Origin of the sequence: Achromobacter arsenitoxydans SY8, from assembly GCF_000236785.1 — a bacterium.
Classification (GTDB): domain Bacteria; phylum Pseudomonadota; class Gammaproteobacteria; order Burkholderiales; family Burkholderiaceae_B; genus Achromobacter; species Achromobacter arsenitoxydans.
The window spans coordinates 25,435-47,091 of the sequence record NZ_AGUF01000059.1 but is presented as its reverse complement, the minus strand read 5'-3'; the positions used below and the strand labels follow the sequence as shown (position 1 = coordinate 47,091).

The 21,657-nt window shown below is 66.5% G+C and carries 18 protein-coding genes; 13 read left to right on the top strand and 5 right to left on the bottom strand.

Annotated features, from left to right (window positions below; translation table 11 throughout):
* Positions 1 to 41: 41 nt before the first annotated feature.
* The 4 genes from KYC_RS19285 (at position 42) to KYC_RS19270 (ending at position 3,998) form a co-directional block, all read left to right on the top strand.
* Positions 42 to 551 carry a DUF1993 domain-containing protein gene (locus tag KYC_RS19285; protein WP_008165452.1) on the top strand — a complete coding sequence of 170 codons (510 nt, stop codon included), beginning with the start codon at positions 42 to 44 and terminating at the stop codon, positions 549 to 551.
* 281 nt (positions 552 to 832) lie between these two features.
* Complete coding sequence (locus KYC_RS19280; protein WP_008165450.1) at positions 833 to 2,419, top strand: FAD-dependent monooxygenase; 1,587 nt, start codon at positions 833 to 835, stop codon at positions 2,417 to 2,419.
* 90 nt (positions 2,420 to 2,509) lie between these two features.
* Positions 2,510 to 2,959 carry an SRPBCC family protein gene (locus KYC_RS19275; protein ID WP_008165448.1) on the top strand — a complete coding sequence of 150 codons (450 nt, stop codon included), beginning with the start codon at positions 2,510 to 2,512 and terminating at the stop codon, positions 2,957 to 2,959.
* A gap of 250 nt (positions 2,960 to 3,209) precedes the next feature.
* Positions 3,210 to 3,998, top strand: a complete 789-nt coding sequence (locus KYC_RS19270; protein ID WP_043518929.1) for a hypothetical protein — start codon at positions 3,210 to 3,212, stop codon at positions 3,996 to 3,998.
* A gap of 35 nt (positions 3,999 to 4,033) precedes the next feature.
* Here the strand turns inward: KYC_RS19270 and KYC_RS19265 are convergent, their stop codons facing one another.
* The 3 genes from KYC_RS19265 to KYC_RS19255 form a co-directional block, all read right to left on the bottom strand.
* Complete coding sequence (locus KYC_RS19265; RefSeq protein ID WP_008165444.1) at positions 4,034 to 6,361, bottom strand: DUF4135 domain-containing protein; 2,328 nt, start codon at positions 6,359 to 6,361, stop codon at positions 4,034 to 4,036.
* A gap of 9 nt (positions 6,362 to 6,370) precedes the next feature.
* The gene (locus KYC_RS19260) at positions 6,371 to 6,820 is read right to left on the bottom strand and encodes a type III secretion system chaperone (RefSeq protein ID WP_008165443.1); all 450 of its coding nucleotides are present in this window, start codon (positions 6,818 to 6,820) and stop codon (positions 6,371 to 6,373) included.
* A gap of 141 nt (positions 6,821 to 6,961) precedes the next feature.
* Complete coding sequence (locus KYC_RS19255) at positions 6,962 to 7,726, bottom strand: class II aldolase/adducin family protein (RefSeq protein WP_008165442.1); 765 nt, start codon at positions 7,724 to 7,726, stop codon at positions 6,962 to 6,964.
* Positions 7,727 to 7,892: 166 nt separating this feature from the next.
* Between KYC_RS19255 and KYC_RS19250 the strand changes: the two genes are divergently transcribed.
* From KYC_RS19250 to KYC_RS19210, 9 genes are all read left to right on the top strand, one after another.
* On the top strand, positions 7,893 to 8,552 hold the full coding sequence (locus tag KYC_RS19250) for a glutathione S-transferase family protein (RefSeq protein WP_008165441.1): 660 nt from the start codon (positions 7,893 to 7,895) through the stop codon (positions 8,550 to 8,552).
* 69 nt (positions 8,553 to 8,621) lie between these two features.
* Positions 8,622 to 10,349: an alpha/beta hydrolase gene (locus KYC_RS19245; RefSeq protein WP_008165440.1), complete on the top strand. Its 1,728-nt coding sequence runs from the start codon at positions 8,622 to 8,624 to the stop codon at positions 10,347 to 10,349.
* Positions 10,350 to 10,371: 22 nt separating this feature from the next.
* On the top strand, positions 10,372 to 11,097 hold the full coding sequence (locus tag KYC_RS19240) for a hypothetical protein (RefSeq protein ID WP_043518940.1): 726 nt from the start codon (positions 10,372 to 10,374) through the stop codon (positions 11,095 to 11,097).
* A 95-nt stretch (positions 11,098 to 11,192) separates the two neighbouring features.
* Positions 11,193 to 12,422: a hypothetical protein gene (locus KYC_RS19235; protein WP_008165438.1), complete on the top strand. Its 1,230-nt coding sequence runs from the start codon at positions 11,193 to 11,195 to the stop codon at positions 12,420 to 12,422.
* A 90-nt stretch (positions 12,423 to 12,512) separates the two neighbouring features.
* Positions 12,513 to 14,246 (top strand): acetolactate synthase catalytic subunit, encoded by a 1,734-nt coding sequence (locus KYC_RS19230; protein ID WP_008165437.1) that lies wholly within the window; start codon positions 12,513 to 12,515, stop codon positions 14,244 to 14,246.
* Positions 14,247 to 14,275: 29 nt separating this feature from the next.
* Positions 14,276 to 15,022, top strand: a complete 747-nt coding sequence (locus KYC_RS19225) for an SDR family oxidoreductase (protein ID WP_043518927.1) — start codon at positions 14,276 to 14,278, stop codon at positions 15,020 to 15,022.
* A gap of 88 nt (positions 15,023 to 15,110) precedes the next feature.
* On the top strand, positions 15,111 to 15,869 hold the full coding sequence (locus tag KYC_RS19220; RefSeq protein ID WP_008165434.1) for an SDR family oxidoreductase: 759 nt from the start codon (positions 15,111 to 15,113) through the stop codon (positions 15,867 to 15,869).
* 47 nt (positions 15,870 to 15,916) lie between these two features.
* Entirely contained in the window at positions 15,917 to 16,882 is a 966-nt protein-coding gene (locus KYC_RS19215) for a tripartite tricarboxylate transporter substrate binding protein (RefSeq protein ID WP_008165432.1), read from the top strand.
* 70 nt (positions 16,883 to 16,952) lie between these two features.
* The gene (locus KYC_RS19210) at positions 16,953 to 17,918 is read left to right on the top strand and encodes a tripartite tricarboxylate transporter substrate binding protein (protein ID WP_008165430.1); all 966 of its coding nucleotides are present in this window, start codon (positions 16,953 to 16,955) and stop codon (positions 17,916 to 17,918) included.
* A 42-nt stretch (positions 17,919 to 17,960) separates the two neighbouring features.
* On the opposite strand, the gene KYC_RS19205 is transcribed toward KYC_RS19210, so the two are convergent.
* Together KYC_RS19205 and KYC_RS19200 are read right to left on the bottom strand one after the other, a co-directional pair.
* A complete protein-coding gene (locus KYC_RS19205; RefSeq protein ID WP_008165429.1) occupies positions 17,961 to 18,710 on the bottom strand; it encodes a GntR family transcriptional regulator in 750 nt (249 codons plus the stop codon).
* 76 nt (positions 18,711 to 18,786) lie between these two features.
* Positions 18,787 to 21,366 (bottom strand): hypothetical protein, encoded by a 2,580-nt coding sequence (locus KYC_RS19200; RefSeq protein ID WP_043518925.1) that lies wholly within the window; start codon positions 21,364 to 21,366, stop codon positions 18,787 to 18,789.
* Between the last annotated feature and the right edge of the window lie 291 nt (positions 21,367 to 21,657).

Here is a 21,657-nt window from a genome sequence, read left to right as displayed (position 1 = left end):
CGGCCTTTGCCGCGCCCGTCTTCTTTCCAGCGAGAACTCTCATGACCAGCCCCATGTACACCGCTTCGGTGCCCGTCCTCAAGCAAATGCTGTCCGCCTTGTCCGACGTGCTCAAGAAGGCCGAAGACCACGCCGCCGCCAAGAACATCGACGCGCAGGCCTATCTGGGCGCCCGCCTCTATCCCGACATGTTCCCGCTGACGCGCCAGGTGCAGATCGCCGCCGATTTCGCCAAGGGCATCGCATCGCGCCTGGCGGGCGCCGAAGTCCCGTCGTGGGAAAACACCGAAACGACGTTCGCCGACCTGCAGGCGCTGATCGCCAAGACGCTCGCGCACCTGGATTCCTTCAAGCCAGCGCAGTTCGACCAAAGCGAGGCGCGCGAAATCGTGCTGCGTCCCGGCACGCCGAAGGAAAAGAAGCTGTCGGGCAGCGCCTACCTGCTGCACTATGGCCTGCCGCAGTTCTTCTTCCACGTGACCACGTCGTACGCCATCCTGCGCCACAACGGCATCGAAGTCGGCAAGCGCGACTACATGGGCGCCTACTGAAGGAGCAAGCCGCGCGGCTCGGCGCCCCGCGGCAGCCCCATCCGGCCGGACGATGCCGGACGCACTGATGTGCGCATACCAGGCGCCGCCGACGGTGCAATACCGTTGACGACGGGCACGGCGCTGCATTAATTTCCAGACACGCAGATCGGCAAAGGCGGCGCATGGCGCCGCCTTTGTCGTGCACCGGCCAGAACGGCGGTAACGCGCTGCTTCTTACTGCCGGGCAGGCAGCATTCCCACGCGGCAGGACCTGACGACTCCAATGCTGAGGGCAAGACATGGCGATCTCGACAACCGTTCTGGTGGTGGGCGCGGGCCCCGCCGGCCTCTTGACCGCCGCGGAACTGCAGCGCCGCGGCGTCGATTGTTTGCTCATTGATGCGCATGACGGTCCGCTGGACTGGGACCGCGCAACGGTCGTGCATCCGCGTTCGCTCGAAATCCTGGATACGCTGGGCATCCTGGAGCCCCTGCTGGCCGCTGGCGTCAAACAGCGGCGGGCCCGCATCCACGCCGCGGGCGCCGTCCTGGGCGTCATCGACCTGGAATTGTGCGGCAGCCGCTATCCCTACAACATCGGCATATCGGAAGAAGTCACAGAGACCGTTCTGGCCGACCACCTGGAACGGCTGGGCGGCAAGGTCACCCGCTCTGCGCGGCTCGTCGGCCTGCAGGAACAGGAAGACGGCATCCTGGCGACGATTGAACGCGCCGGCGTCACCACGCAGGTGCTGGCCCAGTGGGTCGTCGGCTGCGACGGCCACCACAGCACGGTCCGCATGCTCACCGGCATCGAACAGGACGGCCACGACATCAACCAGCCCTGGGCCGTATTCGATGCGGGCATCCAGAACTGGCCGGACTCCTTCGAAGCCAACTACGCCTACCTGGACGAGATTCCCGTCATCCTGACGGCGCTGCCCGACGAGCGCTGGCGCGTCTACCTGCGCCCCAGCTCCGCGGAGTCCGATCTCGTCGAAGACGCGACCGCCACGCTGCGGCGCTACCTGCCCGAGGCGGGGTTCGACAACGTCTCCCATCCCGCCCGCTTCGAATGCCACACCAAGGTCGCGCGGCGGTTCCGCTCGGGCCGCGTGCTGCTGGCCGGCGATGCCGCCCACACCTGCAGCCCCGCGCAGGGCCACGGCATGAACACCGGCCTGCAGGACGCCTTCAACCTGGGCTGGAAACTTGCGCTGGTCTGCCACGGGCATTGCTCGGAGGCGCTGCTGGACAGCTACCACGCCGAACGCCGGCCCGTCGCGGACATGGTGATGGCCTCGGGCGAGGCCGCCGAAAGCGCGCAGATGGTGCAGGGGCAGATCGAGCGGCGTGAACGCGATCTGGCGATCCGGGCCGCCTTCGGCAACCCGGATTCCCGGCACCGTGAAGCCGTGTCCGAAGCCGAGCTTGATATCGACTACGCGGACTCGCCCATTGTCATGGGCGACCGGCACGACGCCCTCTGGCCCGGCCAGCGGCTGCCGGACCACATCGACGTCCGGTTCGCCGCAGGCGGCACGGGCAAGCTGCACGACTACGCCCGGCGGCGCGGCCACACGGCGATGCTGATCGGCGGCCCCGGCACGCCCCAGCAATCGCTGGCCGACCTGCGCCGCGACATCGAACCGCTTCTGGATGGGGCCATCCTTGAATTCGTCGTCGCCGTCACGGCGAACAGCGGCGTGCCGGACGCGGACGGCTATCTTGAGCCCGCCACGGCCGACCTGCTGGGCGTGCGCGACATGGTGTTGCTGGTGATCCGCGCCGACGGCCACGTCGGCCTGCGGGCGGACCGGCGGCACGCCGAATCCCTGTCGGCCTACATCGCGCTATTGCGTTCGAATCCGGCCCGCGCAGCCTGAGCAAGGGTAATCCCTAGGAAAATCCTGTCGATTCCGGTGCAGGCTGTTCGTCGTAGTCATGCATCCACCCTGAACAGAGGCGAACACACCATGACCACCGGAACCGTACGACACATCCGCGTCCTGCGCACCACCCCCGAACGCGTCTACCGCGCCTTCCTGGAGCCCGATGCGGTCTCCAAGTGGCTTCCCCCCTATGGCTACACCTGCACAGTCCATGAACTGGACGCCAAGCCGGGCGGCCGCCACAGAATGTCTTTCCGCAATTTCGTCACCGGCCACAATGAATTCTTCGGCGGCGAATACCTGGAACTGGTCGAATTCGAAAAGCTGCGCTATTCGGACCGTTTCGACGACCCCAACCTGCCCGGCCAAATGACGACTACCGTGTCCCTGCGGGAAGTCTCCTGCGGCACCGAGCTGACCATCGTGCAGGAAGGCATCCCCGAGGTCATCCCGACCGAGATGTGCTACCTGGGCTGGCAGGAATCCCTGCTGCAGCTGGCAAGGCTGGTCGAGACCGATATTCCCGCCAATTGATCCGCGGCGGCGCGGATCCTCAGCTTCGCGCCTCTTTCGGGCGCGTATTGAGGGCCGCCGCCGCAAGGAATAGCGCCTGCAGCGCCTGCCTGGTTGTCATTCAGGCGGGCGCCGAGCGCCAAATTGAGCTTGACCGATACTTTTACTGAACATTTGATACGACGATTGCCGCTGCTGCCCCCAAAATGTGGCGCGCGTAACGCTCGCCGTAATATCCTGGCGCGCGCTTCACACAAAAAGAGGAAGAATCGTGTCAAAAGTGTTCGCCTTGCTGGTCTCCGCCCTGCTGCCCGCCACTGTCCTGGCGCAACCCGACGTCGAGCCCCTGAAGCTCAATCCGGACAACAAGCTGTACTGCAACGCACAGACCGACTGGTGCGTGGGCATCAAGACGGACGGCAAGTTCGGGGAAAACGGCCCCTTCGCCACCAGCCGGACCCTGCGCGCCGAACGAAACATCTGGGATTCGCCCGAAATCCCGAATTTCAAGCACTTTACGGTATGGCCGGAGATAATACGCCTGAGTGAAGAGCGCGCGCTGGTCGGCGTGATCGGCCCGCAGCAGCCGGACTTCAAGCCCGAAACGCCGTTCTCGGGCGGCGGATTCTCCCGCCGCGACCTGTATCTGTACGACGTCAGTCTGGGCGAGCAGACCAGCGCCAACCTGGTGTTCGTCATGCCGTATACGGCGGACGCCTCTATCCGCGCCTGCTTCAACGACGCCGACCAGCAGAAGCGCGCGGGCCTGTGCAGCGATGTCTACAGCTTCAAGGCCGCCCTGAAAGCCCTGCCGGGCAAGGACTATCCGGACCTGCAGGTCACCACGCAGGCGACGCGCTCGCCCGCCGGCGCCAGCCGCTATGCCGACTCGAGCACGCGGCCCCCGCTGACCAAGGATCAGTTGGCGCCTCAGGCCGACAAGCAGTGCAGCTACACCGTCACCTACACGTGGCAGGAAGGCGCCTCGGTCTATGAGCCCGCATCGCCCCTGCCGGATTGCGCCGAATTCCTGCAGCCCTCGCCGCAAAGAAAGCCGTAAAGACGGCGGCCGCCGGCAACCGCTGCGCGGCCGTGTCAGAACGGCTCGTCCATCTGAACAAAATCGGACGCCTTAGCGCCCAACGCGGTTAGCATTTGCACGGTCTTGGGTTCGGCCACCAGCAGCGCCAGCGCGCCGCCATCCAGGGGCGTCTGCGCGGCAAGCCAGGCCTGCGCGGCATCGCCCAGGCGCTTGGCCAGAAGCGACATGCCCGCGGGGTCCAGATCCTCAAGCCTGTCCTTCACCGCCTGTCGTTCGGCGTCGGACAGCTTGAAGTAGGCATCCTGCTTTTCGCCTTGTCCCCAGGCGACCGGGCAGTCGCCATTGAAGAACAGGCGGGTATCGTCCATGCGCCTGCTGAAATACGGCACATCGTGGTCGCGGTACGCGGCGAGCATGACGTCGGCCATGACGTCGTCGCGCTGCGCCCGGTCTGTCTCGTTCTGGTCGGATACATGCGCAGTGGTCGCCGACTGCAAAAAGTTGGTGATGCCGCCTCGCAGATGCGTGCCCAACGCGGCCGCCGCCGCGTCCTCGGGCGTTTGCGCACCGTAGGATTTGTCGAAGAAGCCCGACAGCAAGGAACGTTGATCGGTCGTGTTGATCGGGTGCACCCGCACATGAAGCTTAGCGGCTTCATCGAGAAACGCGTTGTAGTCGTCCAGGCGATTGCCTGCGGAAATCAAGCCCTCCTTCAGTCCCTCGGCGAACTGTGCGCAATAGCGGACATTGAGCGTTTCCCTGTACTTCTGCTGCTTTCCGTCAGGCGTCTCGCGCACCCGCTCAGGCGGGATCAGCGCACCGTGGGAATCCAGCAATCGACCGTCATTGCCCCGGACCACAAGCAAGCTCTCGGTCACGTCGTCCTGCCGTGACTGCCGTTGAAAGACGCCCGCGGCGTCCAGCTTGTACTCCGGCTTGAGCCCATTTGAATCCACGGCCTTCGTCACGCCCATGGTCATGCCCATGGTGTCCATCAACGCGCCGAACTCGGCTGCCCGCTTCGCGCTGTCGGTTTGCCCCATCAAATTGGCCAGATCGAGGTGGATCGACGGCGTCAGAGCGAATTCCAGGTCGCTGAAATAGGGCTTGCGGCTGCTCACCATGATGTTCTCGTGGTGCAGGTCCGCCGCGCCGGCCAGCATCATCGCTGCGACGCCGCGCCCCAGCAATCCGTAGTAATCCTTGGCCTGGGCGTCATCCGCCACGAAATCGGCAGGACCGCCGTTGGGCAGGAACTCCACATAACCGTAATGGCCGCTTTCGCTGACGTCGGCTGGCCAGTCCTTATGGCCGGGCAGCGTCGCATGCTCGCCATCCTGCCGGGGAAGAAACTTGTAGGTCAGCTCCGGGGCCCCGGCGATATCCATCATGCTGTGGCGGTCATTGGCCAGGCTTGCACCCGACAGTGCTTCGTCGATCCTGACGTCGCGCGGCTTGTACACCACCCTTCGGTCATCGCCGAAATCCATGATGACGACCCGGTTCCCGCCCTTGTGAGGATCGCTGCCGGTGATGGTCAAGCCTTGCAGGCCAGTTAGCACGTTCCCGTCGCCGAAAAATCTGGCGGACACCGCTCCAAGATCCTTCTCCAACCGGGAAAGCAAGGTCGTCACGTTGCGATGAAAAGCCGTCTTTTCGGCGTCAAGCTGCGCGCGCAATCCCGGCACGGCTTTGCAGAGTCCCGTCAAGCCCTGGGCAAATCCATTCAGATCCTTCTGCACCGAAACGCCCGCCAAGGGATCGCGCCAGTCTTGCTCAATGGAACGCAGCTTGTAGCTGATAACCGCGCGCGTCACGCACTCTTCCAGCCGCGCGGCAAGCTGGCGTCCAAGGTCCGGCAACAAGGCGGCGTGCGGCGTGGCGTCAAATTTCGCCACCTGGTTATGCAGGCTTTGCAGCGATTCCCGCACATCGGCCGCCAGGAACGTTTGGAGCGGTCCATCGGGCAACGCCACGGCGTCCATCACCGCGTTCATCGCGGCGTCGGACACGGGCGGCGCCGGGGGATTTAGCGCCATGTCGCGCGCCGCCGTCCGGGCTTCGCGGCCCGCATCGCTGACAAGGGCCGTGATCCGGTTAGCCGTGAGCGGTTGCGCCGAATCCAGGCGGGCTGCCGCGCCGTCGTCGGCATCACCGTAGTGCGAGGCCAGCGCATGCTGGAATGCGCTCACGGCGGCTTGATTGTCTTGCGCCACCTGCGCGGCCCAAGATTGCGTTAACGTCCCGCTGAACATCCACGTTATCCAACCGGCCAGGGTATTCTGGCTGTCGTTCTTCAGTTGGCCGTCGGCGATCACGACGCGGTCGGCGTCGGGGTTGGCACGGGCAAAGTTGGCGAAGGATCCCAGTCCGATCGTCATCGCCGGCCCCTAGACCTGCAGCCAGGCGCTCGCGGACGGAACGTCCGTCGCGGCAGGCTCGTCTTCATTGGCGAATGCGTCGATCCAGCCCCTGGCCACGCTGACGAATTCGCCGACCCAGCCCGCGAGCGCGGCGCCGTTCAGCGAACCGAGCGGCCGGCGCGACGACATGATTGCCGTATCCGAGGCGGGAGCCATGCCGAACACATAAGCGCCGCCTCCCGCCCCGTTGGCCCTTAGCATGCGGACTTGCCAGGCGTCCCGGTGGCCCCCGGGCAGCGCGCCCAGGGGCGCGAAGATGACAACCCCATCGCCCTCCGGGTTCTGGGCTATGTTTACGGGCACGGTCTCATCGACCAGGAAGCTGCAAAGTCCCCGCTCATCGGTAGGCATTTCCGCCTGTCCGATCACCGCCGCGAGCTCGCTGAGCAACTCGGCAAACCTCTCGGATGCGGGCATATGCATACTCCTTCAGGGCGTGAAAGGGAAACAATCCACCCTGTAGGTAACCGGCGAGGTCGTTTGGGTTCCATGCCCGGCGCGGGCGATAGGAGTTTTCTTGCGCGGATGCGACGCTAGCACCCGCGGGCCGTGGTCCGCCTAGTCCGCGTAACCGGGGTTGCGGCGGTCCAGCCGGCGCAGCAGGCCGGGCCAGGCCAGTTCGGCCTTGCGCGCCCGGTCGGCGGGCGATTCCACCGCGGCGCGCGCCAGGACTTCCGGCGGAATGTGGGTCAGTTCACCGCCCGCCTGCGCCCGCACCTGCACCATGCAGGCGGCTTCGAGCCGATGCATGGCCTGGAACGCCTCGGCCATGCTCTGGCCCACGGTCAGCAGGCCGTGATTGCGCAGGATCAGATAATTGTTGGCGCCCAGGTCGCGCACCAGGCGCGGCTGTTCGTCGGGATTGAGCGCCAGGCCCTCGTAGTCGTGGTAGCTGAGCGAGCGCAGCACGATGAAGGCGAATTGCGACAGGGGCAGCAGCCCCGCCTTCTGCGCCGACACCGCCACCCCGTTGATGGAATGGGTGTGCAGCACGCACATCGCATCCTTGCGGGCGGCGTGGATACAGCTGTGGATGGTGAAGCCCGCCGGATTGATGTCGTATTCGGACTCCATGACCTTGTTGCCGTCCAGGTCGATCTTGACCAGGCTGGACGCGGTGATTTCGTCGAACATCATGCCGTAGGGATTGATCAGGAAGTGCTCGGTGCCCGGCACCTTGGCCGTGATGTGCGTAAAGATCAGATCGTCCCAGCCGAACAGCGCCACCAGCCGGTACAGCGCGGCCAGGTCCTTGCGCACCTGCCATTCCGTCGGGCTGACCTGTTCGCGCACGCTGGCGCCCTGCTTGCTTGCCGTATCCATCACGTCTCCGTATTTTCTGCTTTGCCCCGCGGCGTCCGCGCAGCGGGTTCCACCACGCACTTTATTCCTTTCGAGCCGGCATCGCTCGCCGGGAATCGGCCACCGTCCGTCTGGTGAAACAGCCCCATACCCTTTAACCTGTGCGCCAGCCCCAGGAGAATCCGCAATGCAGCTCGCGCTTTACGGTCATCCCTTTTCTTCGTACACGCAGAAGGTGCTCATCGCGCTGTACGAAAACAGTACCCCCTTCGACTTTCGCCCGATCGGGCCGGACTCGCCGGCCCATGCGCAGGAGTGGCTGCGGCGCTGGCCGCTGCGCAAGTTCCCGCTGCTGGTGGACGGCGAACGCGACATCGCCGAAACCAGCATCATCATCGAATACCTGCAGCTTGCGCACCCCGGCCCCGTGCGCCTGCTGCCCGCCGACCCGATGGCCGCGCTGGACGTGCGCTTCCTGGACCGGTTCTTCGACCTGCACGTCATGAACTGGGTGCAGCACGCCGTGAACGGCGCGCTGTCCGGCGACCCCGCCAGGCGCAAAGAGGGGCTGGCGCTGGCCACGGAAAAACTGGAGCTCGCCTACGCGTGGCTGGACCCGCTGATGGCGTCCAGGACCTGGGCGGCGGGCGCGGAATTCACGCTGGCCGACTGCGCCGCCGCCCCCTCGCTGTTCTATGCCGACTGGACCAGCCGGATCTCTGGCGCCTACCCCCATCTGCAGGCCTACCGCGCGCGCCTCCTGGCGCGCCCGTCGTTTGCCCGCGCCGTGGAAGACGCCCGGCCCTACCGGCCGCTGTTTCCCCTGGGCGCGCCCGACAGGGACTGAACACCGGCGTACGTTGCACGGCAACGTGCGAGAATCCATGCCACTCCCTTCCGGATGAGGACACCCACCGTGCAGCAAACCTTGCATCGTCACCTGCCTTCATTCTTTCGGTCGCACCTGGAATCCCTGTCCGGCATCGGCCTCATGCTCGGCACGCTGTTCTTCGCCGCGGCGCTGACGCCCACCCTCATCCCCCGCACCCACGTCACGCAGGGCGTGCTTGCCGGCGCCTGCTTCGCCGCGGGCTACGGGCTGGGCGTGTTGTGGCATTGGCTGTGGGCCTACATGGAGCTTCCCGAGCCTAAGGGCCGCGCGGCGCGTCTCATCAACGCCGGCATCGGCCTGCTGTGCCTGGGGGTTGCCATCGTATTCCTGGGCCGCGCGGCGGAATGGCAGAACACGATCCGCGCCCTCATGCAGATGGAGCCGGTGACCAGCGCCCATCCCGTGAAGGTCAGCATCATCGCCCTGCTGACCTTCGCCGTGCTGCTGGCGCTGGCGCGGCTGTTCAAGCGGTTCGCGCGCTTTGTGGCCAGGCAGGTTCGACGCGTGGTGCCGCGGCGCGTGGCCAATGTGACGGGCGCGGCGATCGCGATCCTGATCTTCTGGCTGCTGGCCACCGACGTGTTTTTCCGCGGGGCGCTGCACGTGCTGGACTCCTCGTTCCGCGAATTCGACGCGCTGCTCGAACCCGAGCGCCCACAGCCCACCGCCGACCTGAAGACGGGCGGGCCGCAATCCCTGGTCCGCTGGAACGAACTGGGACGGGCTGGCCGCGAATACATCGCCTCGGGGCCGACCGCCAGCGAAATCCAGCGGCAATCGGGGCGCGACGCCAAGGAGCCCATCCGGGTCTATGTCGGGCTGCGCGGCGCATCCACGCCCCAGGCGCGGGCGCGGCTCGCGCTGGACGAGATGAAGCGCGTGGGCGCCTTCGAACGTTCCGTGCTGGTGGTGATTACCCCCACCGGCACAGGCTGGATCGACCCCGCAGCCGCGGATTCGCTGGAATATCTGCTGCACGGCGACGTCGCCAGCGTAGCGATGCAGTATTCCTATCTTTCCAGTCCGCTGTCGCTGCTGGCCCAGCCCGAGTACGGCGCTGAGGCCGCCCGCGCCCTGTTCCTGGCTGTGTACGAACACTGGACCAGCCTGCCCAAGGACCGGCGGCCCCGGCTGTACCTGCATGGCCTGAGCCTGGGCGCGAAGAACTCCGCGGGATCGGCCGAACTCTTCGAGATGATCGGCGACCCCATCCAGGGCGCCCTGTGGAGCGGCCCGCCTTTCGAAAGCCGCGTCTGGCGCACGATCACCGACGCCCGCAACCCGGGATCGCCCGCCTGGCTGCCCGAACTGCGCGACGGCGCCTTCGTGCGCTTCATGAACCAGTATGGGTCGCCGGTGCCCGACGACGCGCCCTGGGGTCCGATGCGTGTCGTCTACCTGCAGTACGCCAGCGACCCGGTCACGTTCTTCGACTACCGCGACCTGTACCGCCGCCCGGCCTGGATGAACGAGCCGATGGGGCCGGACGTGTCGCCCGAACTGCGCTGGTATCCCGTGGTCACCATGCTGCAGCTTGCGCTGGACATGGCCGTGGGCACCAACACGCCGATGGGCTACGGCCACGTCTTTGCGCCGCAGCACTATGTGGACGCGTGGGTCGCCGTGACCGGCGTCAACGACTGGTCGCCGGACGCCCTGGCCGGCCTCAAGCGCTATTTGCTGGAACGGGCCCAGGCCTCGATGGAAGACGAACAAGGCAGCGAAGGCGCCTACGAAGGACGCGGAGGCTAGGTCTTCCGCTATGCAGCAGCCCATGGATCACACACCCCACGACCGCCTGCGGTCCTTCTTCTGGAGCGCGGACACCCTGCGCAGCCGCAGCGTCAGCGCACGCCTGCTCGCCGGCCAGGTCGACGTGCCCGCGCCGCCCGCGCGCGTGCTCGCCGATTGGGACCGCGAAATCCGCACACGGCTGTTCCTTGAACCCGGCGACGTGGAACAGATGCCGCTGGCCCGGACCCGCGCACGCTGGCCCGAATTCGGCCTGTGCCTGCAGGCCATGCGCGACTGGACACGCGCGCTGGGCCTGGGCGACGTCCTGGACGCCAGCGACATGGCGCTCATGGCCTGCCGCGGCGCGCGCTATCACCACGACGGCGGCCAATACGGCGGCTCCGCGTTCTGCAACCTGTTCCTCAGCGAGGACAAGGGACTGGACGTGCACTTTCCCGGCACCGGGCACCGCATCGCGCTCAAGCCGGGCGTCGCCATGGTCTTCGACACCTGCCAGCCCCACGCCGTCATTCCGCGCCGCGCCAGCGGCTTCGATGAAGCCGATTTCGCATCGGGCCCGGACCTCGCGCAACTGTTCCTGACCTGGGAGCTTCCCATCGAAGACCCCCGGGTCGCACAAGCGCTTGGAATCGCATTCGATGTCGACCCTGCAACGGCGCTGCGGCTCGATGACGAACAGGTCTGGGCGGATGGCGCGCCCGCGGCGGTCAGCCCGGATTCCGGGCGCTGGAAACCGGTGGACTGATCCGCCCAACCAACGGCGGCGAACCGTCCGCGCGCCGGCCGCAACGTGCACACCCCTCGGGTATATTGGGTTCCCCCAAAGCCCACGGACGCTCGATGCCCATGTTCAAGACTCCCGCGCGCATTCCTCATTCCTGGCTGGGCGCGCTGGCGCTGGCCGGCCTTTCGCAGATCACCGGCGCAGTCAGCGCCGCCCAGCGCACGGTGTATGCCGGCGAACTGCAGGGCGCGGGCGAAGTGGTGATGGAACTGGATAGCGCCACGGCCCCGAACGGCCAGCTGAGCGGGCGCTACTTCTATCCGAAGCGCGGCGTGGACATCCCCTTGAAAGGCACCGACCAGGCGCTGCTGGAACCCAAGCCTTATTGGGAGGCCGCCAAGGCCGGAAATGCGGCGGGCGCGCAGGCCGACGCCGCCGCGACCTGGCAAGGCACGCGCGACGAGCAAGGCTACCGCGGCGTGTGGACCGACGCCCGCACCGGCAAGCAGCGCAACTTCACCCTGAAGCGGGTTGCGCAGTACGAGACCGGCGCGCAGGCGAACGATGGCGGCATCGACGACGACGCGGATATCAATGCGACGCGCGCGCCCTACGAGGCCTTGAAGCTGGCCGGCCACGCGGTTCCCGTCGGCCCCGACGTCGGCAGCGCCAAGGTGGCCTACCGCATGTGGCAGGACCCCCGCACCAAATTCAGCTATCCGCGCCTTAGCCGCCACCCCGACGCGCAGGTGCTTGCGCGCGTGAACCACCTGCTGGAGCAGCGCCATTGGCGGATGAGCCACGCGGCGCTGGCATGCCTGGCGTCGGCCTACACCAGCGGCTCGCCCTCGGCGGGCACGCTGGGCAACTACGACGAAGAAACCATTGCCGTCCCCTGGCTGTCCAGCGCGCTGATGACGGTGACCGAAGCCGGCAGCCTGGATTGCGGCGGGGCCCATCCCAACAACCATTTCGACCCCTACACCCTGGACCTGCTGCGCGGTGAATACCTCGACTGGAACCGGATCTTCGACGCCTACGCGCCCGGCGATGCTGCGTCCCGCCCCCCCAGCGCGGCGCTGCGCGACCTGGTGAGCCAGGTCCAGAAATCGCTGGCCGCGCGCGACGAAGCGGGAATGACCGAGGACCGCTCCCAGGAAGGATGCTGGGAACTCTGGCCCGGATACCTGGCGCTGGGCGCCGCCACGCCAGGCGCATTGAGCCTGTCGGTGTCCGGCGTAGGCCATGCGTCTGGCGTGTGCCTGGGCACGCAGGCGCAGGTGCCGTTCCAGGACCTGAAGGCCTATCTGAAACCGGGGGGACAGGCGTATCTGGTTACGGACTGAGGGGGCTGAACTAGGGTCAACCAGTATTAATTTATAAAATAATTCACTTAAACTGCCTCCGGTACCTAGAACAACACCGGAGGCATTTTCATGACCAGTCCCCTGACTGACACGGGTTTCACTAAGCAGGGCACGGTGGCGCACGTGCTTGCCAATGCGCTGAAAAAACACGGCATCACCCATTTCTTCGGCCAGAGCCTGCCCAGCATGTTCGTGCTTGCCGCCGAGCAGGCCGGCATCAAACAGGTGTCCTACCGTACGGAAAACGCGGGCGGCTACATGGCCGACGCCTACGCCCGCATGAGCAACAAACCGGCCATCGTGACGGCGCAGAACGGCCCTGCCGCAGCCCTGCTGGTCGCTCCCCTGGCCGAGGCGCAGAAGGTTTCGATTCCCGTGATCGCGCTGATCCAGGACGTCAACCGGGACCAGCACGACAAGAATGCGTTCCAGGACCTGAACCACATTGCCATGCTGGAATCGGTATGCAAGTGGGTGCGCCGCATCGACCTGGCCTCGCGCGTCGAGGACTACATTGATCAGGCGTTCGTCGCGGCCACATCGGGCCGCCCAGGTCCCGTGGCGTTGCTGCTGCCGGCCGACCTGCTGCAGGAGGCGGCCGTACCGGCCCCCTTCAAGCGCACGGTCGCCCTGGGCCGCTTCCCGCTGGACCGCCCCGCGGCCAACCCGCAAGCCATGGAGCAGGCCGTGGCGCTGCTCGCATCGGCCAGACGACCGGTGATCGTGAGCGGCGGCGGCGTGCATGTGTCGCAGGCTGCGCAGGAACTGACAGACTTCGTCGACGCCATGAGCATTCCGCTTGCCACCACCAATATGGGCAAGGGCGCCATCGCCGACAACCACGAACTGGCGCTGGGCGTCATCGCCAACTGCCTCGGGCCCAATGGCTCGGGCCGCTATCTCAAGCCTTTCATCAGCGAGGCGGACGTCGTGCTGCTGGTGGGCAATCGCACCAATCAGAACGGCACCGACAGCTGGGCCCTCTACCCCAAAGACGCCGTCTACATCCACCTGGATATAGACCCGCAAGAGATCGGCCGCAACTACGAAGCCCAGGTGCGGCTGGTGGGCGACGCCAAGGCGACGCTGCAAGCCATGCTGCAACTGGCCAAGACCGCCGACACCAGCGCCCGCAAGGCGGCGCGCAAGGATGTGGTCGCCGCCATTTCGCGCGGCCGCGACAGGCACCAGAGCGAAGTTGCTCCCCTGTTGCAGAGCAATGAGGCGCCGATCCGGCCCGAACGCATCATGGCCGAACTGGACGCCTTGCTGGGCGAGGACGACACCGTGGTGGCGGACGCCAGCTACTCCACGCTGTGGGTGACCAACTATCTCAAGGTGCGCAAGAGCGGCCAGCGCTTCCTGACGCCGCGCGGCCTGGCCGGCCTGGGCTGGGGCATGCCCATGGCCATGGGCGCGCGCGTCGCCAATGACGGCGGCACCACGTACTGCCTGGTCGGCGATGGGGGATTCGGCCACGTGTGGTCCGAGATGGAGACCGCCGCGCGCATGGGCATCAAGGTGGTCACCATCCTGATCAACAACGGCATCCTGGGCTACCAGAAGCACGCCGAATGCCTGAAATACGGCTCACACACGAGCGCCGTGCATTTCGCTCCGGTGGATCACGCCGCCGTGGCCCGCGCTGCGGGATTGAACGGCGTGCGCGTAACCGATCCCGCGATGATCCGTGAGGCCCTGCAACAAGCCGCCCAAAGCGACAAGGGCAGCCTGATCGAGGTGATGTGCACGGACCAGGCCTATCCGCCCATCACCTTTTACAGCCCCGACGCCGCCGTCTGACGGCCCGTTTCCAATGTGTGAGGACAAGCATGAATAGAGTCGCATTGGTCACCGGCGCCGCCAGCGGCATCGGCTTCGCCACCGGCGTCGAGCTGCTCAAAGCCGGACACACCGTCTATTTCACCGACCGCAATCCCACGGATCTGGCGCGGATAGCCGCCCCGCTGCGCGAGCGCGCCCATGCCGTGATCCTTGACCTGAAGCACCTGGCGGATATGCGCGCGGCGACAAAGGACATCCTTGCCCGGCACGGCAGCATCGACATCCTGGTCAACAACGCGGGCATCACGATCAAGGGCGCCGACGGCAAGCCGCAGGGCTTCCTGGATGCCACGGAAGAGCAATTCTTCGAGATCATGCGCATCAACTCTCTTGCGCTGATGCAGATGACGCAACTGGTGCTGCCAGGGATGATGCAGAAGCGCTGGGGCCGGATCGTGAACGTGGCATCGCTGGCCGGCCGCAGCAAGTCCATCGTGTCGGGCCCCCTCTACATGATGAGCAAGGCGTCGGTGCTGGGCCTGACGCGCGCCACGGCGGCCGAAATGGGCCCGCACGGCATCACCTGCAATGCGGTGGCGCCCGGCCGCATCCTCTCCGCGATGACCGAGAACGCCGCGCCGGGAGTCAATGACGGCTATGCCGCGCAGATTCCCGTGCGCCGCATCGGCGACCCTATCGAAGTGGCCAGCGGGATTGCCTACCTGTGCGGCGAGCACGCCGGTTTCACCAACGGCGCCGTCATCGACATCAACGGCGGCTTCTTCATGAGCTGAACCATCGGGGCGCCGTCTGGCGCCCCGGTGCGCAAGCCGCCGTTCCAACGTCCGCCGCCCGCGCGCTGGCGGGCCGGTTCCAGGAGAAATGATGGGTCAAGACAAATTGAACGTTGCGCTGGTGACGGGCGCCGCCGGAGGAATCGGCGCCGCGACCGCCCGCGAGCTGCACGCCGCCGGCTTCCGGCTGGTGCTTTGGGACGTGGCCGGAAACTTTCCGGCGGAGCTGGCGGGCGACACGGACCGCGTGCTGACGCAGACCGTGGACGTTGCCGATACCGCCCAGGTCGACCTCGCGCTCTCGGCCGTGCGCGAGAAATGGGGAGGCGTATCCGTCCTCATCAACAACGCCGGGATATCCCCCAAGACGCCGGACGGCAAAGGCCGCGGGATCCTGGCGGTGTCCGCGGACGAATGGCGCAAGGTCCTGGACATCAACCTGACCTCGCTGCTGACGCTGATCCAGAAAACCGCGCCGGACATGATGGCGCAGGAATGGGGCAGGATCGTCAATCTTTCCTCGCAGGCCGCCCGCACCCGCTCCACCGTGCCCGGCGTCGCCTATGTCTGCACCAAGACCGCCGTGCTGGGCCTGACCCGGTACGCGGCCGATGAACTCGGCCCCTATGGCATCACCTGCAACGCGGTGACGCCGGGACGTATCGCGTCGCCCATGACCGCATCGGCGGGAGCGGACGTCACCGAGCGGCTCAACGGCAACACGCCGCTGCGCCGCATGGGCACCGCACAGGAAGTCGCCCGCGCCATCGCGTTCTTCTGCGCCCCCTCGGGCGATTTCGTGTCCGGCGCGGTGCTGGACGTCAACGGAGGTCTGTTCATGCAGTGACGCAGTCGGGGGCCACCCGGCATGACTACAAAAAAGAGGAGACAAGCATGAAACTCAAAGCCTTGGGCCCAGCCATCGCGCTGGCCATGCTTACCGGCGCCGCCATGCAGGCGTACGCCCAGGACAACTACCCCAGCCGTGCCATCGAACTGAGCGTGCCGTATGGCGCGGGCGGCGCGACGGACGTCATGGCGCGCAAGTTCGCGACCTTCCTGGAAAAGGAGCTGGGCCAGACCATCGTGGTGCAGAACCGTCCCGGCGCGCAGGGCACGTTGCAGATGGGCCAATTGGCCAAAGCCAGGCCCGACGGCTATTCGCTGGGCGTCGCCGGCTACAACGCCCTGACTTACACCGCGCAGCGCATGTCCAAGCCGCCGTTCACGGTGGATGACTTCACCTATTTCGGCGAGATCGGAACATTCTCGTACGGCCTGGTGGTGCCCAGCCAGTCCGGCATCAAGAACATGGACGACTACATCGCCGCCAGCAAGCAGCCCCAGGGCATTACTTACGGCGTGACGGGCGCGCCCAACAACATCCCCTACGCCACGCTGAAAAAGACCACCGGCGGCAAGTTCGAAGAGGTTAACTACAAGTCCGGCCTGGAGGCCGCCACCGCGGCGGCGGGCAATCACGTGGAATCGGCGCTGCAGAATCCGCAGGACATCCTGCCGCTGGTGCAGTCAGGCCAGGTGCGCCTGATCGCATCCATGACGGGCCAGCGCATCATGGGCCAGGAAAGCGTCCCTACCGCGCGCGAGCAGGGTTATGACGTGCAGGTCTACAGCAGCCTGGGGCTGGCTGCGCCCAAGGGCATCCCCGAGGATGTGCGCAGGAAGCTGCAGGACGCAACCCTGAAAGTGCTGCAAAACCCCCAGTACGTGGAATTCATGAAGACCCAGCACATGTACGTGAACCTGGTCGATGGCCCTGCCTTCCACCAGAAACTGCGCGATGGCTACGTGAGCATGGGCGCGTTCATCAAGGAAATGAACATCCCGATGCTGAACTGAGCGGGCGCGCGCCTGGAAATCGACGGCGGCGTCAGCATGAACTGGCGCCCCGATAAAATAGGAGACAATCATGACTACGAAACGCATCATTCTTGCGCTGGCCGCATCCGCCGCCCTTGCGCCGCTGGCCGCCCACGCGCAGCAGGCAGCTGACTATCCCGAGCGCGAACTGAACATGTACGTGAATTACGGCGCCGGCGGCAACACGGATGTCGCCGCGCGCGGCTTGGCCAGGGGCATGGAATCCATCCTGAACAAGCCCGTGGTCGTCCAGAACCGCGCCGGCGCGCAGGGCACACTGGGCGTATCGCAATTGGCCAAGCAGAAGGCGGACGGCTACACGTTCGGCATCGTGACGTACTCCACCATTTCCATCACGCCGCATCTGATGAAGGTGGACTACACGGCCGACAGCTTCGATTTCGTTGCCGGCGTAGGGCGCTTCAAATACGGCGTGGCCGTGCGCGCGGACTCGCCATACAAGACGCTGGACGACCTGGTGAAAGCCGCCAAGCAAGGCAAGGGCGTGTTCTTCGGCGCGCCGTCGGCGCCCAACAATATCGCCATGTATGAGCTGGGCCGCAAGACCGGCGGCAAGTTCGAGCAGGTCAGCTACAAATCGGGCGCCGAAACCGTGTCGGCCCTGCTGGGCGGGCAGGTCGATGTCATCGTGCAGAACCCGTCGGACATCATCCCGCACGTCAACGCCGGCAAGATGCGCATGCTGGCCAGCGCCAGCCCCATGCGCTGGACCGAAATGCCCGACATCCCGACCATGAAGGAACAGGGCTACGACGTGGAAGTGGACTCGTGGCTGGGACTGGCCTTTCCCAAGGGCGTGGACAAGGGCGTGCGCGACAAGCTTGAGCTTGTGGCCATGCAGGCGCTCAAGTCGCCCGAGACGTCCAAGGTCTTCGTGCTGGGCGGCATGGAACCCGTAGCGGTCAATGGCGCCGAGTATCGCAAGATGCTGATTGAAGGCCGCGAGTTCATGGGCCAGGCCATCAAGGCGGCCAACATCCCCACCAATCAGTAGCGCGCGAGCGGCCGGCGGTTTCGCGCGCCGCTGGCCGCGCTGCTACTCAACCTGCTGCAGCTGGCGGCCCGCGCGCTGGCGCTCGCGCACCCGTTCCATCTTCTTGAAAGGCTGCACCGTCAGCGCTTCCGGGCTGAGCTTCTGGCGCAGCACTTCCATGATCTTCGTGCCCGAGCTGGAGAGGTCCCGGATAAGCGCGGTCTCGAGCAACAGGGCGTCTCCGGTGCGCAAGGCCTCGAGGATGTCTTCGTGCGGATGCGTGCCACTGAAGACGGAAGGCGATCCCTTTTCATACAGGAAACCGATGCTGGGACCCGTGATGGCCCACAGCGTCTGGATCATCGTCTTCAGGTAGGACTTCTCTTCCATGCGGCACAGGGCCATGTGAAACAGGGCGTTCTGCTTGAGCTGGTTGCGCACGTCGCCACGCGACTTGGCCTTGACGAAGGCCTGGTGCAGTTTTTCAAGCTGGGCGATCTGCTTCGGCGTCCAGTCGTCGACCGTTTTCAACGCCGCCATGACCTCTAGCTTGGTGCGGATGGCGCGCACTTCCGTCAGGTGCTCGACGGAGGGAATGGGCACCCGTACGCTGAAGCCGCGCTGGCCGATCAGGATGTCTTTGGCCACCAACTGCAGCAGCGCTTCGCGGATCGGCGTCTGGCTCATGCCCTGGAAAGCCTCGTCCTCCATGAGCTCGCGCAGCTTGAAGGTGTGGCCAGGCATGTATTCGCCATAGGTGAGCTTGGCGATCAGGACTTCGCGAACGGTATCCGTGTGATTGACTTTGGACATGGAAATTCCCAGCGGCAGGCCCCGAAGCAGGCCTCGGCATTATTTTATAACTGGACGCCCGCGCCGGGACCGGCGCTCAGCGCCGGAATCCGCCTCCCCTGAACCCGCCGAAGCCCCCGCCGCCGAAGCCATGGCCGCCCATGCTGCGGCCTTCCATCGCCCCCGCGCCGCGACCCTGCCAGCCGCCGGCCTCGCCCATGTTCCGGCCCTGCCAGCCGCCTTGCGCACCCGTGCCCTGCCCGGAAAAATCGCGCGCCTGGCGCTGGCCGTTCAGGTAGTTTCCGTTGGCCTGGGCGTTGGGCTGCACCGGCTGCCAGCCCGACGACGTATGCTGCTGCCAGCCGTTGTCGTTGTGCTCGTAGACGTTGCCGTTATGGTCGGCATACACGTTGCCGTTGTTCCACGCCACGCCGCTGTCCGTGTTGCGGTTGTAGCTGGCGCCGCGCCGGTCCACGCTGTCCGGTCCCTGCCCCGCCGTGCCGGTGGCCGTCGCGGACGACGCCGTGGTGCGGCCCGTGTTCGGATTGGTGCGCACGTCCTGCCGGCCCGCGGCCCACTGGCCGTCGTCGTTTTCGACCACGCCCGCGCGGCCGGCGCCCGACGCGCCCGTCACCGGATCGGTGTAGGCGCCGCGCCGTCCCGCCGCCGCATTGCCGGTGTATTCGTTGTAGGCCGCGCCCCGCGTGCCTTCGAATGCGGCGCCGGTCTGCGGGTTGTAGCCTTCGGCATGGGTACCCTGCCATTCCGTGCCCGTCCAGCCGTTCCAGCCGGCTGCGTGCGTGACCACGCCGGACCCGCCCCAGGCGCCATAGACGTCCACCTGGTTCACGTTGACGCCGCCCCAGTAAGGCGCGCCCCAATAGGGTCCCCAGTACGGCGCCGCGCCGCCCCAGGTCTCGGCGGCGGCGAACCCGAATGCAAAGCCCGCCGCGGAGTCAAAGGCCGCGTTGTAGCCATAGCTGGGCGGATAGCCCACCCAGGTCTCCTGCACGATCACCGGCGGATACGCGTAGCCTGTGCCGTAGACAACGGTGCCGTCGGGCGCGACCACCACGCCCATGTAGCCGGGCGTGTAGCCGAACACCACGCTCTGCGGGGTCGAGCCGTAAACGTGTACATAGGTCACGTAGTGCAGCGGCGAATTGGCGGGAATCGCGTAAATGGCGGCCGGCACGTGGTCGGCGACGCGCCACGGGCCGGTAGGCGAGTCCGACACGAACCACACGGCGTTCGACAGCGCGTAGTAGCGGCCGTCGGCCTGGATGACCGGCACCTGGGAATTGGCGGCGTAGCGCAACGACGTGCCCTCGATGGGCCGCATCATCGGCGCGCCCCCGGCGTACACGACGCGCAGCGTCGCGCCCTGGCGCGACACGGTCGCGGTCTGCGGGATGGTGGACGCGATGACGGCCTCCTTGGCCTGGGGCGTGCCGGGCACCGACACCAGCACCCCGCCCTGCGGATCCCGCGGCGAAATTTTTGCGAAGTCGCGCGGCAGCTGCTTGCCCGGCACGTAGGTCCACGGCCCCTCCAGCCTGGCCCCGCGGAACCAGCGCCCGGACACGAGCAGGTAGTAGCGGTTGTCGCCCGGGTTCATGAACACCGCGTGATCGGCGTTGGTCACCGACAGCAGAGACGTTCCCGGGACCGGCCGCAGCTCGGCCTGTCCGATGGTGATGAGCAGCTCGGCCGGGACCGTGGACACTTCGATGTCGGGCGCCCGCTGCGGCGCCTTGGCGCCATGGGGCATCAGCGGATCGGGCGCGGCCTGCCGCCGCGCCGCGTCGGCGGCGGCCAGCAGCGCAGCCGTCGGCTGGGCCATGACCTTCCACGGTCCGTCGATGCCGCCAGCCTCGTACCAATGTCCCGCCGCCTGCAGGTAAAGGCGGCCCGCGCTGTCGCCCAGCATCAGCGCGCGCGTATTGACCACGCGGCGCCAGCCCTGCTGCTGCGGCAGCGCGGCCCATGCGGGCGCGCCGTCCACCAGCACCAGGACGGCCGGCACGGTCCGGTAGATGATGCGCGGCGGCGCGTTATCGACGGGCACGGGCTTGGTGGCGGGGTTGTCCTGCGACAGCGTGTAGCTGAGCTGCAGCGCGTCCAGCGGCGTGACCACGCCCTTCGCGGGCAGGCGCGCTTCAAGCTGGCTGCGCAGCTTGTCGGCCTGCTGCGGCGCGGTGGGCACCTGCACGCGCTCGACCCGGATGTCCGACAGGTGCACCAGCCCCGCCGGCTTGTTGACCTCGGCCCGCGCGGAGAAATCCGCCACGCCGTAGGTCGGATTGCCCTTGGCTGCGCCGACCGCCACCGCCATGCGGCCGGTGATGCGATCGGCGGACCAGGAGTCGATCTGCGGCTGGTAGAGCTCGACGCGCGTCCCGTCCGGGGCGGTGAAGCTGCGCGGCCACTGCAGCGCGCTTACGGCGCCATCGGATGGGGCGCCATCGGACGGGGTGGCGTCGGGCTGGGCGGGCGCGGCCGCCGCGGCCGGATTCGGAGGCTGGCTCTGAGCCTGGACTTGTGCGACGGCGCCGACCGCCAGGCAGGTTCCCGCGGCCATGCCCGCCAGCCGCGAGGTCCAGCGGAACGTCCCCGCAGGCGTGCAAAAGCACGAAGACAGGTCATGCAAACGTAGCAATCGGGACAAGCCAGTCATGTCACGCTCCTTGGAGACTTCGGGCCGTCTGGGAGGCCGGCCGCAGGCTCCGCCATCCGGATCATTTCGGGGCGCCGCCGCTACGGGTTATACGCCAGCGGGACACCGCCTTCAATCGGCGGGACGTCCAGCATTCTGAACACGGCCTGAATAAGCAACAGAACGTTAACACCGTCAAAAAGCTATTGCTCGCATTCGGCAGAACTTCTATAACTCGTTCTCACCAGGGCTTGCTGCTTTTGCCCGATTGCCTTTTCGCTGCAATCCAACTAGAGCGGCGCAACGCCCGCC

Excerpts from the sequence above, each read along its gene's own strand:
- KYC_RS19285 (WP_008165452.1), top strand. The coding sequence starts at position 42 with ATGACCAGCCCCATGTACACCGCTTCGGTGCCCGTCCTCAAGCAAATG.
- KYC_RS19275 (WP_008165448.1), top strand. The coding sequence starts at position 2,510 with ATGACCACCGGAACCGTACGACACATCCGCGTCCTGCGCACCACCCCC.
- KYC_RS19265 (WP_008165444.1), bottom strand. The coding sequence starts at position 6,361 with ATGACGATCGGACTGGGATCCTTCGCCAACTTTGCCCGTGCCAACCCC.
- KYC_RS19210 (WP_008165430.1), top strand. The coding sequence starts at position 16,953 with ATGACTACGAAACGCATCATTCTTGCGCTGGCCGCATCCGCCGCCCTT.
- KYC_RS19260 (WP_008165443.1), bottom strand. The coding sequence starts at position 6,820 with ATGCCCGCATCCGAGAGGTTTGCCGAGTTGCTCAGCGAGCTCGCGGCG.
- KYC_RS19230 (WP_008165437.1), top strand. The coding sequence starts at position 12,513 with ATGACCAGTCCCCTGACTGACACGGGTTTCACTAAGCAGGGCACGGTG.
- KYC_RS19215 (WP_008165432.1), top strand. The coding sequence starts at position 15,917 with ATGAAACTCAAAGCCTTGGGCCCAGCCATCGCGCTGGCCATGCTTACC.
- KYC_RS19280 (WP_008165450.1), top strand. The coding sequence starts at position 833 with ATGGCGATCTCGACAACCGTTCTGGTGGTGGGCGCGGGCCCCGCCGGC.
- KYC_RS19200 (WP_043518925.1), bottom strand. The coding sequence starts at position 21,366 with ATGACTGGCTTGTCCCGATTGCTACGTTTGCATGACCTGTCTTCGTGC.
- KYC_RS19250 (WP_008165441.1), top strand. The coding sequence starts at position 7,893 with ATGCAGCTCGCGCTTTACGGTCATCCCTTTTCTTCGTACACGCAGAAG.
- KYC_RS19240 (WP_043518940.1), top strand. The coding sequence starts at position 10,372 with ATGGATCACACACCCCACGACCGCCTGCGGTCCTTCTTCTGGAGCGCG.
- KYC_RS19205 (WP_008165429.1), bottom strand. The coding sequence starts at position 18,710 with ATGTCCAAAGTCAATCACACGGATACCGTTCGCGAAGTCCTGATCGCC.
- KYC_RS19255 (WP_008165442.1), bottom strand. The coding sequence starts at position 7,726 with ATGGATACGGCAAGCAAGCAGGGCGCCAGCGTGCGCGAACAGGTCAGC.
- KYC_RS19235 (WP_008165438.1), top strand. The coding sequence starts at position 11,193 with ATGCCCATGTTCAAGACTCCCGCGCGCATTCCTCATTCCTGGCTGGGC.
- KYC_RS19225 (WP_043518927.1), top strand. The coding sequence starts at position 14,276 with ATGAATAGAGTCGCATTGGTCACCGGCGCCGCCAGCGGCATCGGCTTC.
- KYC_RS19220 (WP_008165434.1), top strand. The coding sequence starts at position 15,111 with ATGATGGGTCAAGACAAATTGAACGTTGCGCTGGTGACGGGCGCCGCC.